14 protein-coding genes, 3 tRNA genes and 1 riboswitch are annotated in these 13,788 nt (G+C 30.3%); of the genes, 4 read left to right on the top strand and 13 right to left on the bottom strand.

Going from position 1 to position 13,788, the window contains the following annotated elements:
• Positions 1 to 22 precede the first annotated feature (22 nt).
• From QZ824_RS08040 to rmuC, 3 genes are read right to left on the bottom strand one after another with little or no spacing between them, the layout of a single operon-like run.
• Complete coding sequence (locus tag QZ824_RS08040; RefSeq protein ID WP_291275502.1) at positions 23 to 565, bottom strand: acyl-CoA thioesterase; 543 nt, start codon at positions 563 to 565, stop codon at positions 23 to 25.
• Positions 565 to 942, bottom strand: a complete 378-nt coding sequence (locus tag QZ824_RS08035) for a 6-phosphogluconate dehydrogenase (protein WP_291275501.1) — start codon at positions 940 to 942, stop codon at positions 565 to 567. Before QZ824_RS08035 ends, QZ824_RS08040 begins: the two co-directional genes overlap by 1 nt.
• Before the next feature lie 22 nt (positions 943 to 964).
• Entirely contained in the window at positions 965 to 2,269 is a 1,305-nt protein-coding gene (gene rmuC, locus QZ824_RS08030; protein ID WP_291275500.1) for a DNA recombination protein RmuC, read from the bottom strand.
• A 70-nt stretch (positions 2,270 to 2,339) separates the two neighbouring features.
• Here rmuC and QZ824_RS08025 point away from each other — a divergent pair, with 70 nt between their 5' ends.
• Positions 2,340 to 2,915: a pseudouridine synthase gene (locus tag QZ824_RS08025; RefSeq protein ID WP_291275499.1), complete on the top strand. Its 576-nt coding sequence runs from the start codon at positions 2,340 to 2,342 to the stop codon at positions 2,913 to 2,915.
• On the opposite strand, the gene QZ824_RS08020 is transcribed toward QZ824_RS08025, so the two are convergent.
• Genes QZ824_RS08020 through QZ824_RS08010 form a run of 3 tightly spaced genes read right to left on the bottom strand, consistent with a single transcriptional unit; the run spans position 2,902 to position 5,843 of the window.
• Positions 2,902 to 3,681, bottom strand: a complete 780-nt coding sequence (locus QZ824_RS08020) for an ABC transporter ATP-binding protein (protein WP_291275498.1) — start codon at positions 3,679 to 3,681, stop codon at positions 2,902 to 2,904. The genes QZ824_RS08025 and QZ824_RS08020 overlap by 14 nt on opposite strands.
• A gap of 1 nt (position 3,682) precedes the next feature.
• Positions 3,683 to 4,711, bottom strand: coding sequence for an iron ABC transporter permease (locus tag QZ824_RS08015; protein ID WP_291275497.1), 1,029 nt, complete (start codon positions 4,709 to 4,711; stop codon positions 3,683 to 3,685).
• A gap of 1 nt (position 4,712) precedes the next feature.
• Positions 4,713 to 5,843, bottom strand: a complete 1,131-nt coding sequence (locus QZ824_RS08010) for an ABC transporter substrate-binding protein (protein ID WP_291275496.1) — start codon at positions 5,841 to 5,843, stop codon at positions 4,713 to 4,715.
• 286 nt (positions 5,844 to 6,129) lie between these two features.
• A riboswitch (cobalamin riboswitch) is annotated at positions 6,130 to 6,373 on the top strand.
• Between the two features lie 78 nt (positions 6,374 to 6,451).
• Here QZ824_RS08010 and QZ824_RS08005 point away from each other — a divergent pair.
• From QZ824_RS08005 to QZ824_RS07995, 3 genes are all read left to right on the top strand, one after another.
• Positions 6,452 to 8,377 (top strand): TonB-dependent receptor plug domain-containing protein, encoded by a 1,926-nt coding sequence (locus tag QZ824_RS08005; protein ID WP_291275495.1) that lies wholly within the window; start codon positions 6,452 to 6,454, stop codon positions 8,375 to 8,377.
• A 139-nt stretch (positions 8,378 to 8,516) separates the two neighbouring features.
• Positions 8,517 to 9,038, top strand: a complete 522-nt coding sequence (locus QZ824_RS08000) for a DUF4252 domain-containing protein (protein WP_291275494.1) — start codon at positions 8,517 to 8,519, stop codon at positions 9,036 to 9,038.
• A gap of 1 nt (position 9,039) precedes the next feature.
• Positions 9,040 to 9,576, top strand: a complete 537-nt coding sequence (locus QZ824_RS07995) for a DUF4252 domain-containing protein (protein ID WP_291275493.1) — start codon at positions 9,040 to 9,042, stop codon at positions 9,574 to 9,576.
• 25 nt (positions 9,577 to 9,601) lie between these two features.
• Here the strand turns inward: QZ824_RS07995 and QZ824_RS07990 are convergent, their stop codons facing one another.
• From QZ824_RS07990 to QZ824_RS07960, 7 genes are all read right to left on the bottom strand, one after another.
• Positions 9,602 to 10,048 carry a sterol desaturase family protein gene (locus QZ824_RS07990; RefSeq protein ID WP_291275492.1) on the bottom strand — a complete coding sequence of 149 codons (447 nt, stop codon included), beginning with the start codon at positions 10,046 to 10,048 and terminating at the stop codon, positions 9,602 to 9,604.
• Between the two features lie 62 nt (positions 10,049 to 10,110).
• Positions 10,111 to 10,950, bottom strand: coding sequence for a phytoene/squalene synthase family protein (locus QZ824_RS07985; RefSeq protein ID WP_291275491.1), 840 nt, complete (start codon positions 10,948 to 10,950; stop codon positions 10,111 to 10,113).
• Positions 10,947 to 12,410, bottom strand: a complete 1,464-nt coding sequence (locus tag QZ824_RS07980; protein WP_291275490.1) for an oleate hydratase — start codon at positions 12,408 to 12,410, stop codon at positions 10,947 to 10,949. The genes QZ824_RS07985 and QZ824_RS07980 overlap by 4 nt, the downstream gene beginning before the upstream one ends.
• Before the next feature lie 5 nt (positions 12,411 to 12,415).
• Positions 12,416 to 13,321, bottom strand: a complete 906-nt coding sequence (locus QZ824_RS07975) for a MerR family transcriptional regulator (protein ID WP_291275489.1) — start codon at positions 13,319 to 13,321, stop codon at positions 12,416 to 12,418.
• Between the two features lie 122 nt (positions 13,322 to 13,443).
• Positions 13,444 to 13,525, bottom strand: a tRNA-Leu gene (locus QZ824_RS07970).
• Between the two features lie 39 nt (positions 13,526 to 13,564).
• Positions 13,565 to 13,637 (bottom strand) — tRNA-Lys (locus QZ824_RS07965).
• A 29-nt stretch (positions 13,638 to 13,666) separates the two neighbouring features.
• Positions 13,667 to 13,739 (bottom strand) — tRNA-Lys (locus QZ824_RS07960).
• Positions 13,740 to 13,788: the final 49 nt, after the last annotated feature.

Genomic DNA, 13,788 nt, shown 5'->3' with positions numbered 1-13,788 from the left:
TTTTAATAAATTTGATACTTAATTATAAATCTAGTGTTATATTGTAATTTTTTAAATTTTCTAATGCTTCGGCTGTGCTATAATCAAAAGTGGTTTCATGAACATGCATATTTTTTCTTTGCTCTATGCGTTTAACCCCTTCATAAAAACGTCTGACTTCTTCCATATTTGAGAGTATTAAGCGAGGAACTTTAACATTATTACCCTTTTCATCTTTAGCTACCATAGTAAAGTAACTGGAATTGGTATGTTTAATTTTACCTGTTTGAATATTTTGTGAAGTTACCCGAATCCCCACAATCATGGATGTAGTTCCTATATAGTTAACAGATGCCTTTAAAGTGACTAACTCACCAATCTCAACAGGATTTAAAAAGTTAACAGTATCTACTGATGCAGTTACACAATAACATCCTGAATATTTTGATGCACATGCAAAGGCAATTTGATCCATTAAGCTTAATAAATAACCACCGTGAATTTTTCCACTAAAGTTAGAATGCGATGGTAACATTAACTGAGTTAAGGTAATTTTTGATGCTTTTACGCTATTTGTGTGTTCCATTATTTTGAATTGATGTAAGGTGATTGTTCAGGTATAACTTTAGTTATAAAATAATGTGTATCTCCCCACCAAGGCAACGTTTTAATTCGTTCTTTATACTCTAACTTTACATATTGTCCTTGGTATTTCTTTAAATCTTCTATAACATTTTCTTCATTATCTTGAACTGAAAATGGGAAAAAACGTGTAGCTCCAAATCCTTCATTTAATTCACCTTCCCATGTCTTAAAAATGATACCTTTATGACTAAATTTAGACAAAACACCACTTCTAACACCGTTACTTAATGTAAAATTATAAATAAAAAGGGTGTAGCCTATTAAAATCAAGCTAAATAATAGTAAAAAATAAATGCCAATTTTTTTAATAATATTCATGATTAACGCTTTTTTCGTTATTTTATTTTTCTTCTATTTTAGATTGAACGATTAAGTGTTCTGGAAGTGACTTTTTTGCTTTAGCCCCCATTTTCTTTAAGCGTTCTACACTGTTTATAAGATTTCCTTTTCCTTCTACTAATTTATTCATTGCATAGCCATATTCAATTTTGGCTTCATCCATTCTTTTTCCAATTTTAATTAAGTCAGCTACAAATCCCTCAAATTTATCATATAATGCACCCGCTTGACGAGCTATTTCAATTGCGTTATCTTGTTGTTTTTGATTGGTCCACATGCTGTCAATAGTTCGTAAAGTGGCTAGTAAAGTAGTTGGAGTTACAATAACAATGTTCTGTTCAAAAGCTTTATTGTATAGTGTAGGCTCCACCTGTAAAGCCATTGCGAAAGCCGATTCTATTGGAATAAATAATAATACAAAGTCAGGACTTTCTATATGGTAAATATCGAAATAATTTTTTGAATTTAATTGATCTACGTGTCTTTTTATTGATTGAATATGCTCTTTAGCATAAGTCAATTTTAAGGTGTCATTTTCTTCATTTACATACCTTTCATAACTTGTTAAAGAAACTTTAGCATCTACAATTATTTTTTTGCCATCAGGTAAATGAATGATAACATCTGGTTGAACTTTTTTACCGTCTTCTTTTGTAAAGTTTGCTTGTATCTCATATTCTCTTCCTTTTTCTAAACCCGATTTTTCCAACACCCGTTCGAGTATCAATTCCCCCCAATTACCTTGAGTTTTACTATCACCTTTCAGTGCTTTTGTTAGATTTTCGGTTTCTTTTGAAATTTTGCTATTTTGGTCTTTTAAATGTTGTAATTGTTCTTTTAAAGCAGCATGATAGCCGAATGTTTCTTTTTGTGAATCTTCAACTTTTTTTTCAAAATGTTGAATTTTTTCATGAAGTGGTGATAAAATATTTTTTATATTTTCTTTGTTTTGTTCCGTAAATTTCAATGTTTTTTCCTCTAAAATTTTTTGTGCTAATTGTTCAAATTCAAGTGTGAATTTTTCTTGAAGATCAGATAGTTCTTTTCTTTGTTCTTTTGTTCTTTCTAGTAAATTGTCAAAATCATTCTCTTTTTTTGCTAATAAAATAGCAAATTCTTCTTTGTCAGCTTGAGCTTTTGCAAGTTGATTTTTTATTTCTTCTAATTGTTTTGAGTTTTGTTCTAGTTGTTTATCTAAAATTGAAAGAGTAGCTTTTGAGGAAGATTGAAAAAATAGTTTACTAATGATTATACCTAGGATAAATGCAATGAAAAGGGCGAAGACAAAGAGTACTGATATGGACATGATTATTTTATTTGCAAGTAAATTTAAATAAATCTTCTTTATATTTTTTTAATAAATGTAAATTTGTTAGATGGAACAACAACATTTTGCATTGCATAAGCCTCATGGTTATTTGAGTCAATTTATTTATGAAAAAAAAAGAAACAAGAAGAAGTTAGGTGAATTATTTGATTTTCCTGAAGGTACTATGGCTATTGGAAGGTTAGATGAGGATTCTGAGGGGTTACTTTTATTGACCACAGATGGTAAAATGAGTGAGTTGGTTCGAAGTAAAACTATTGAGAAAGAATATTTCGCCCAAGTTGATGGTCTCTTAACTGATAACGCAGTTGAACAATTGAAAAAAGGTGTAGAAATTGGTTTTAAAGGAATACGTTATGTAACAAAACCTTGTCAGGCACATTTAGTTCATCAGTTACCATCTTTCATTGGTGAAGGCAGAAGAATAAGAGATGAGCGTCATGGACCAACCAGTTGGGTTTCTATAACTTTAACTGAGGGTAAATATCGTCAAGTACGAAAAATGACTGCAGCAGTTGGGTTTCCTACATTACGTCTTATCCGAGTTAGGGTAGGAGATTTTAAATTAGAAGGATTAAAGGTAGGTGAGGTTAAGTCTATCACTTTTGATGTTATTTTACCATAAATTTGCCATATTGTTTGTTAAAAACAATATGTTCGTCTTTAAAAAGTAAATCAAATACATTTTTTTCAATCAAATTACAAGGTTGATCTTGTACGCAAAAAGTTTCGGTCATGACAATAACTTCATCGCTTAATTGTATGGCTAAATCAAGATCATGGGTTGAAAATAAAATACATTTTTGGGCTTCATGAGCTAATTTTTGAAGTAATTTAAAAACAGCTACTTTGTGATATAAATCTAAATGAGTAGTTGGCTCATCTAAAATAATCAAAGGTGTGTCTTGAGCTAATGCACGAGCTATTAATACTTTTTGTAACTGACCGTCACTAATTTCATCATGTTTTTTATCAATCAAATGATGAATATCTGTTAAGGCAATTGCTTTTTCAATGTAATTGAAATCAGTTTCAGTTAAGGTACCTAACCAATTGGTGTAGGGTTGCCTGCCTAGTGCTATTAATTCTGCAATATTTAAATTGCTTGGAGGTAATTTTTCAGTTAAAACAACACTTAATTCTTGTGCTAATTCTTGAGGCTCATAACTTGAAATTTCTTTATTGGCTAATTTTACGCTACCACTTAATGGTGGTATAATGCCCGTTAGGGTTTTTAATAAAGTTGATTTTCCAATACCATTAGCACCAAGAAGTGTTATTAATTTGCCAGCTTCTAACGAAATTTGAATATTTTCTTTAATAAGATGTCCACCTTTTTTTGAAGAATAACCAATAGAAAGTTCTTCAGTATGTAGTATTGATTGTTTCATTTTATCTTATTCCTTTTTTTCTTACTAATAACCAAATTACTACCGGAGCTCCTAAAATTGAGGTTATTGCATTTATTGGTAAAGTAAAATTTTGACCAGGCATTTGTGAAATAGTATCGCAAAGTAACATCATTATTCCTCCAATTAAACTCGTGCCAATAAATAAAATTCGGTGATTACTTGTTTGAAAATATAACTTGGATATATGAGGTATAGCTAAACCAATAAAAGCAATAGGGCCAACAAAAGCTGTTATACTTCCCGCTAATATTCCTGTGGTTAAAAAAATGTGATTTCGTTTTTGTTTTATAGCAATTCCTAAACTCTTGGCATAATTTTCACCTAACAAAAAAGCATCTAATGTTTTAAGTGTCAATAGACTCAAAAATAAACCAAAACTTACACTTATTGATAATATTACAACTTGACTCCAATCCAAGTTTCCTAAATTTCCCATTGACCAAAAAGTAAACCGTTGCAGTTGTTCTGCAGAACTAAAATAGGTTAGCACACTCACAATAGCTCCTGAAAAACTGCTAAACATTAAGCCAATAATTAATATAGACATAGTATCTTTAACTTTTTTTGATACTAAAAACACCAAAATAAGTACGGCTAAACTTCCTAAACAAGAAGCTAATAAAATACCCGTATTTGAAGTAAAAAAAGAAGCTAGGCCAAGAGGTAAAAAATGAGCTCCTAAGAAAATAAATGCCACACCTAAACTAGATCCAGAACTCAGACCTAACACATAAGGCCCCGCCAAAGGATTCCGAAATAAAGTTTGCATTAATAGTCCAGATATAGATAAACCTGCACCAACAAATATAGCTGTAATAGCTTTAGGTAATCTAAAATTTAAAATGATATATTCCCAAGTATCTCGTACATTTGGTGCTCCAAAAAAAGCCTTTATAATTTCTTTTAAAGGAATTGCCACTTGTCCTAAGGCAATATTTAATAAAAAAGCTACTCCAAAAAGAAGTCCCAGAATAATTATTTTTTTTACATGTGATGTAGACTTTTTCAATTTATTTAAGTTGTTCAAAAAAATACAATTGATAATTTGGTAATAGCTCAGGATGTAAAATTTTTACTAAATCCTTTAAAACTAAATCGGGGCGGTTAGGAGCTAATTCATAATAAATTACACCTCCAGTTTTACCTTTTTTAGTACTAAAAGAATAGATGTTTTTAGTTTTAAAAGCTTTAAATTGTGTGAAGTGTGAATTAGTAATAGCTAGTTCATGTAAACTAGTAAATTGACCTGGACCAATCCAAAAATCAGCTTCTTTTGCTTTTTCATATACTTCTTCAAAGCTTAAAGAAATACTTCCTGTTCCTTTTGTTTTTTTCCACAAATAGTTTCCTCCAGCATTGGAAAGAAATTGAGCACCCCAACTTTCGCCTTGTGGTAAATACCATTTTCCTTCAAAAGTTGAACCAGCTAGTATAGTTGGTTTATTTTTACTTTTTTTGACTAGTTCTAAGGTTTTTTGATATTCATTTTCGATGTGTTCAAAAATTTGATTGGCTTCTTTTTGTTGATCAAATAAGGCACCAAATAGTTTAATCCATTCAGCTTTTCCTAAAGGCGTTTGTTCGTTCCAATCACCATTAAGAACAACTTTTAAACCATTTCTTTTCAAATTTTCTAAAGTCGGATTACTATTATCTAAACCATAACCAATAATTACACTAGGTTGAAGTTCTAACAGCAACTCAGTATTTAAAGATTGATTATTGCCTAATTCTTTGATTTTTTTTTGATCAATTAAAGTCCTTATTTTAGTGGATGAAATATAATCTAAATTAGGGAAACCAATGAGTTTGTTTTCTTGATTTAGCATTTCAATTGACGGAATATGTGTAGTTGAGGTTGCTACAAGATTTTTTACAGGAACTTGTATTTGAGTATATTTTTTTAAGCTATCAGGAACAACTATTTCTTTTTTATAAAGCACATATTTAAATAGTTCTTTCGCATTTGGCCAAGGATTTTTAACCGTAACTACTGTGTAGTCATCTTCAACTCTAATCGAAAGTCCAACTGCGTATTTTATTTCATCTTTAGTGGCATCTGAAATAGACTTTGATGTATTATTTTGACAACTTGTAGATGTCAAAATCAATAATAGAAGACTAATTTTAATCAATTTCATTAGTTAAGTTTAGATTTGCAAATGTATCAACTAATTTTTTAAAAATATATTTTCGATTGAATTTAGTTATTGTATGAAACATTTGTCATGTTTTATGAAAGCTATTTTGATGAAATTTGTTCAAAAAAATATGCGTGATAATTCAAATACATTTATTTATATAGTTGCAAGTATTATTTTTCTTCATTTTTTGATTGGGTTCATTTGGCTGGTTATAAAATTCTCAAAAAAGAGTAAAAACGAAGAAGAAAAGTAATAAAACTTGCTTTTAATTAAAAACTTTTTAATTTTGCAGCCGAATTATGGTTTCAATTTGAGTTTTTCAAAATTGAATTAAAAGGGAATCAGGTGTAAAACCTGAGCTGTACCCGCAACTGTAAGCTAAAACGGTTTTTGTTATCTACAAATCCACTGTTGTAAAAGTTACACTTGAAAAAAGTTTAATAAACATTTTTAGGAGTTAACCAAGCAATGGGAAGGAAAATAAAAATACGCAAGCCAGGAGACCTGCCACTATTCGTTGAGTAACAAACTTTCGGGAAAAAAGGTTTGGGTATGGGTAAATTCTATGCTTTTCTCCCATTATTATTAATTTTTTAATTAAAAAAATGAAAACAAATTTCATTCAGTTGTCAGCGTTTTTTACGTTGGTGTCTGCTATTGCTTTTGCACAAGAACAAGACTCCACAAAAACAAAAACGATTGAGGAGGTCGTTGTATCCGACACAAAATTTGCGCAAAGCAAGGAAAAATCAGGAAAAATTATTGAAAAAATTACGGCAAAAGATTTAGAATCTAAGAAAGGACAATCCTTAGCTAATGTTCTAAGTCAGGTTGCAGGCGTAGAGGTGAATGGTAACCAATCGGGTACAGGTAAAAACATTGAGTATTATATAAGAGGGGGAAGAAGTAGACAAGTTCTCATTATGATAGATGGTGTTCCCATGACTGATGCTTCGGGTATTACCTTACAGTATGATTTAAGATTGCTACCAGTTGATCAAATTGAAAGTATTGAAATTTTAAAAGGAGCATCGAGTACATTATATGGTTCTGGTGCTGCTACAGGAGTTATAAATATTACGCTGAAGAAATCTGCTAAAAAAGATATTGCAGGTCAGGCTTATTTTCATTTAGGAACACAAAATACCGCAGAGGATAAAAAAGGTTATCCACAAGAATTTAATCAAGGTTTTTCAATTAACGGAACCAAAGGTAACCTTTCATATCTGACTTCATTGAATAGTACAGAAACCAAAGGTATTAGTGAAGCTGCTGGGGTTGATTTTGAACCAGATTTTTTTTCCAGAGTAAATGCATTACAAAAAATTGGTATTAAAGCAACAAATCGATTGAGTTTTGATGCTTATCTTAATTACGATCGTTTAAAATCTACTTTTGATGCAGGTGCCTTTCAAGATGAATCGGCAAATGTTTCTCTATCAGAACAAGTTCGTTTTGGTTTTTCTCCAAAGTTTAAATACAACAAAGGAGAATTTAATTTAGTTACTGGGTTTAATAATTTAGAGCGGAAGTATTCAACTTTCAGTTCTTGGTCAGGTGTTGTTAATAAATCTTACTATAAATCTCGAAATGTGAGTATAGATGCCTTTAATAAGTATCGATTTTCTAATCAAATTTTTGTTGTGGTTGGAACTCAGTTTCAATTTCTTGACATGTTAGAAGATACGGCTTTTGAAAGCATTGCCAATACGGCGGCAAAATTTAATTCCATTGATCCTTATGCAACAATAGTATATAATTCAGGCTTTGGTTTAAATGTTAATGCAGGAACCCGTTTAAACATGCATTCTATTTATGGTAACCATTTTACATGGAATATCAATCCTTCATACCAATTTAAAAATGTACCTTTAAAATTAATTTCTTCATACAGTACTGCTTACATTACTCCATCATTATATCAGTTGTATTCTCCATATGGAAATTTAGATTTAACACCTGAAGAGAATATTACTCTAGAAGCTGGTTTTGAAACATTTCTTTTTAATAAAAAACTGATATTTAATGCAGTAGCTTTTTACAGAGAAGAGAAAAACCGTTTCGAATATTTTACAGATATGAGCACTTGGGAGTCGAAATATGTCAATAATTCAAATGTAGTTATGGCTAAAGGAGTTGAGACCACTTTAGTTTATCAACCTATATCTACTGTAAAGCTTAATGCTAATTATACATATACGCAAGTAGAAGAAGATCAAAGCCGATTGATTCCAAAACATAAAGTTAACGCATCTATTGATTTAGCTTTGACCAAAAGACTGAATTGGAACTCACAATACCAATATATTGATGCACGAACAGATTTGTTTTATGATGCTTCTTTTACTCGATTTGATGTTATTTTAAAATCATATCAATTATTAAATTCAACAGTTTCTTTTGAAGTTTTACCTAATAAAATGACTGTTTTTGGTTCAGTTACTAATTTATTTAATAAAAATTTCACTGAAGTAGCAGGTTATTCTACAAGAGGTAGGAATTTTAAATTAGGTTTAAATTTTAAATTTTAAAATAAATCTTTCATACTTAATGACAAGGGCTTTGAAGTAGTTTTATTTCAAAGCCTTTTTCTTTGTAACAATTCGTACTTTTGTATGACCAATATGTTTGGTACAAAATTTGATATGTAATTTATAAAAGTAAGATAATATGAGAAAAATTATTGTTCTAGTTGCCCTATTCATTTCTTCCATTTTGATGGCTCAAAATGAGTTGGCAAAACTAGAAGGGAAAGAAGGAATTGAGAGTATCACAGTGACTAAGAAGATGTTTGATTTAATGAGTAAAGTAAAAATTGATGCTAAAGATGCTGAGGCGCAACGATATTTAAATTTACTTAAAAAATTAGATATTCTGGAAGCTTATTCTACCGCAAAACCTAAACTCGCTGGAGATTTAAATTCAGCAGCAGCAGCTATCGCTAAATCTAATGGATTAACACAAGTGGCTTCAACCACTTATCAAGGTAATGTAGTTAAAGTGTTTGGCAAGTCAGATGCTAATGAAACTAATTTAAAAGAGGTTTTAATTACTGTTAATGGCGAATTTAATGGTTACAAAGCATCGGTTTTATCTATTAAAGGTGATTTTCCATTATCTGAAATAGCTCTAATTGCTGAAAAATTAAAATTACCTGTTAGTGGTGCTTTAGATAAATTGGATAAGAAATAAGATGAGAGTTTTTTTATTAAGTTTAATGGCTTTATGCCTAGTAAATTGTGGACAAGAAAAGCCCTCTTTACAAAAGTATTTTGTTAAAAGTGCAGATAAAAAAGAGTTTATAACATTAGATGTTTCTTCTTCAATATTGAATATTGATAAAAGTAAACTTACTACATCTGAAAAACAAGCATTGGCATCTTTTGATAAAGTTAATATTTTGGCTTACAAGAAAAATGAAAAATCTGAAGTAGCATTTAAAAAAGAGATTGCGGATGTGAAAGAGATTTTAAAAGATACTATATATGAACCTTTAATTAAGTTAAATGGTAAAAATAATAACGCATCAATAATGCTTGTTGGCGATGATAAAGCTATAGATGAATTGGTTTTGTTTGGTAATCAAAATGAATTAGGATTTACAGTGATTCGGGTTTTAGGTAATAATATGAAACCAGAACAAGCTTTGGAATTTTTAAGTATTTTACAAAAATCTTCAATTGATACTAAACAATTACAACCCATTTTTAATTTTGTAAATAAGAAATAAAAAAAGTGACCTTAGTCACTTTTTTTTATGCATTTTTGTAATGTTTCCATGGAAAAAGTAACATTCCAAAACATTCGCCATGTTCTTTTCCAATGTGTTTGTGATGCATTTTATGTGCCCTTCTTAAAGCCCTTGCATATTTGCTATTTGCATTTCTAAATAGTTTAAATCGCTGATGAATAAAGATATCATGTACCATAAAATAAGTAAATCCATAAGCAAAAATACCCAAACCGATAGCTAAACCAATAGCTAAAATATTATTTTGCCATAAGAAGAAAAAGGTCATACTTACTACGGCATAAAATATAAAGAAGGCATCATTTCTTTCAAACCAAGAATCATGATCTTTTTTGTGATGATCAGCATGAAGATACCACAAGAAACCATGCATAACATATTTGTGTGTAAACCAAGCCATGAATTCCATCATAAAAAAAGTGAGAAAGAAAACTAAAATATGTATCCACATAAGTAAGAGATTTTGAAGTGTAAAATTATTAATATTTTGAATAAATTAAGATATTTAAATAATCATAGCAAGTTTAAACGATACTTTACATAACAGCGTGCCAACAATTCTAACTTTTGATAATCGGGCACACGAATACGTGTGTTTTTAATTTCAGTAGATGGAGTAGCTTTTAATTTTTTTAATAATCGTTTGTAATATCTATAAGCTGTATAAACTCCAAATCGTGCTTCTATAGGCAGTTGTTTTATGGCCAAATAAGCAGCATCAAAATCAGCGTCAATATCTGTAATTATTTCTTTTTTTGCTTTCTCATCCAAATGTGTCAAGTTAGTATTGGGGAAATAAGTGCGGTTTAGTTCTTCAAAATCAGCTTTCAAATCCCTCAAAAAATTTACTTTTTGAAATGCAGATCCTAAACGCATAGCCCCATCCTTTAATTCATTGTATTTATTAGTATCACCGTTTACAAATACTTTTAAACACATTAAACCAACAACATCTGCACTACCATATATGTATTCTTGGTATTCTTCTCTGGAATGATAGACTTGTTGATGTAAATCTTGACGCATACTTTTCATGAAAGCAGCTATTAAATCGTTTGGTATATTGTATTTATTGACTGTGTATTGAAATGAATTTAAAATCGGATTTAAACTTATTTTAGAAGAAATTGCTTCATATAAATCATGTTCAAATTTATCCAATAGAGTTTTTTTGTCAAAATCATGAAAACTATCCACAATTTCATCGGCAAAACGAACAAAACCATAAATATTGTAAATGTCTTGTCTAATGGATGGACCTAGCATTTTAACTGCAGAAGAAAACGAAGTACTATAAGCTTTAGTTACTTGAGTACTACAATCAAAAGAAACGGAATCAAATAAGGCTTTCATATTTCGTATTTTTTTATCAAATTAGATACTAATTTTCCTGATATTAATGAAGGAGGTACACCTGGTCCAGGAACAGTTAACTGCCCAGTAAAATATAGATGTTTTACCTTTTTACTTTTTAATTTTGGTCGTAAAAAAGCAGTTTGTAACAAGGTATTTGCCAGTCCATAGGCATTTCCTTTGTACGAATTATATTGTTCTTTAAAATCATTTACGCAAAAGGATTCTTTAAAGATAACATTATTTTTTACATTTTGGTTTGTAATTTTTTCAAAACGATCAATGATCTTATTAAAATACAATTCTCTTAATTCTGGAGTATCTTCAAGATCTGGTGCAAGAGGAATTAAAAATATTCCTGCTTCTTTTCCACTTGGGGCTGCGCTATCGTCTGTTTTTGATGGAAAGCTAGCATAAAACAACGGTTCATCTGGCCATTTTGGTTGGTCATAGATATCTTTAGCATGCACATCAAAATCTGTATCAAAAAATAAAGTATGATGTTCTATGTTTTCAATTTTTTTATCAAAGCCAACATAAAATAATAAAGATGAAGGTGCATAAGTTTTTTTATCCCAGTAATTTTCTGAATACTGACGCAATTCTTTATTAAGCAACGTTTCTGTGAAATGATAGTCTGCTCCACTCACTATTATGTCACAATATTTATTTTCACCATTTACAACTATACCAGTGGCTTTGTTTTTTTCTGTAATTATTTTTTCTACATTTTGATTAGTATGAATGGTAACACCTAATTCAGATGCTAATTGAGCAATTCCTTCAATAACACTGTACATTCCGTTTTTTGGATGCCAAGTTCCTAGTCCAAAGTCAGCATAATTCATAAAACTATAAAATGAGGGTGTGTTACTAGGTTTGGCACCTAAAAATAAAACTGGAAATTCTAGTGTTTGAATGAGTTTAGAGTTTTTAAATTTTGAGCGGACATCTCTAGAAATTGTACTGAAAAACTGATTAAGTCTTTTGGCTGTTTCAAGTGTAATCAGTTCGCCAATATGTTCACCTGGTCTATATACTAGATCTTTTATGGCAATATCATAATTTGATTTGGCAGTTGCCATAAAAACTTCTAATTTTTCTCCAGCTCCTTTTTCAATTTTTTCAAAAGTTGTAACAATATCTTGTAAATTATCTGCTATTGTGATAGCCTCATTTTTACCAAAATAGACTTGATAAGCTGGACTTAATTTTAACAATGAATAATAATCACTCGGTTTTTTATTAAAGTCATTAAAAAAACGTTCAAATACATCTGGCATCCAATACCAGGTTGGGCCAATATCAAAGACAAAACCTTCGCGTTTTAATTGACGAGCGCGACCACCAATAGTTTCGTTTTTTTCAAAAATAGTTACATCATGACCTTCTTTAGCCAAATAGCAAGAAGCTGCAAGAGAAGAGAAGCCAGAACCTATTATATAAATTTTCTTTTTCATAACATTTAATTGTTTAATTCTGAAATAAATGGGGACACACTTTGGTATACTTTAATCTTGTCAGAATCAATAGGTTTAATAAGTCCTGTCTTTCTTCCAAATATATATAGTTTTGAATGATTGCTTTTTAATATTTTTTGATTAAATTCATCAAGATAGGAGTCAATGTCTTCTTCTTCAGGTGCAACAGTCCAATATGTTACAAAAGTAATATCTTTGAAATGTTTAGTTAATTCCGCTACATCCTCAATAGGTAAACTTCGTCCTAAATAGATTGCATGATGTCCATTGGCAACAATTTCATAATTTAAAAATAATAAGCCCAAATCATGTATTTCATTTGATGGTAAATATAAAACGTATGTTTTTTTGTCTGTTTTTTCTTGATGTTTTTCAATCTGTTTTTCAATTTGAACCAAAATTTTATGCTTAATGAGGTAGGCAATAAAGTGTTCATGAGCAGGAGAAATAGTTTTCGTTGTCCAGAGTATACCAATTTCCTCTAATAAAGGTATGAATGTTTCTAAAAAAACGGTTGTAAAATTCTTTTCTGCTAAAAGCGTATTGTATGTTTTTAAGAACAAACTTTGATCAAAATTAAGCATAGCCATTTTGAATGCTGTTAATGCATGATCATTAGTTGTTTTTTCGGTCTGAATTTTAAGAACAAATTTGTCAATTTCCTCTCTGTTTAACTTTGATATTTTTGATATTTTATATCCAAAATCCGTAAGTAATACAACATTTAATAATTTTTGAAGATTTTCAATATCATATAAACGAATGTTAGTATCAGTTCGCATGGGCTCCAAAAGATTATAGCGCTTTTCCCATATTCTTATGGTGTGCGCTTTAATCCCAGAAAGGTTTTCGAGGTCTTTAATACTGAATGTTGTTTTTATATTGTTCATCTTTTAAAGAAAAAAGTTAAACAAAATTAAAAATAAAAATAGAATAAACAAGAAAATTGTTTACTATTTTTAAAAATAAATAAAACAAAAAGGGTAATTTAGATAGGTGGGGATATAAAAAGTGACCATGATGGGACTCGAACCCATACGCCTTGCAGCACCACCCCCTCAAGATGGCGAGTCTACCAATTCCTCCACATGGCCATAAATAAAAAAAGTTAAGCATTTGCTTAACTTTTCTAGTGACCCCGCTGGGATTCGAACCCAGGACCCCATCATTAAAAGTGATGTGCTCTACCAGCTGAGCTACGGAGTCTTAGCAAGACAGTTATGAAATTTAATTTGTGACCCCGCTGGGATTCGAACCCAGGACCCCATCATTAAAAGTGATGTGCTCTACCAGCTGAGCTACGGAGTCATTAAAAATCAATTCCTGATTGCGGGTGCAAATATACGACCTTTTATTT

The sequence above is a fragment of the Flavobacterium sp. genome, from assembly GCF_021151785.1.
In the GTDB taxonomy this organism is placed as follows: domain Bacteria; phylum Bacteroidota; class Bacteroidia; order Flavobacteriales; family Flavobacteriaceae; genus Flavobacterium.
The sequence above is the reverse complement of the archived record's forward strand: the minus strand, read 5'-3'. Positions and strand labels throughout refer to the sequence as shown.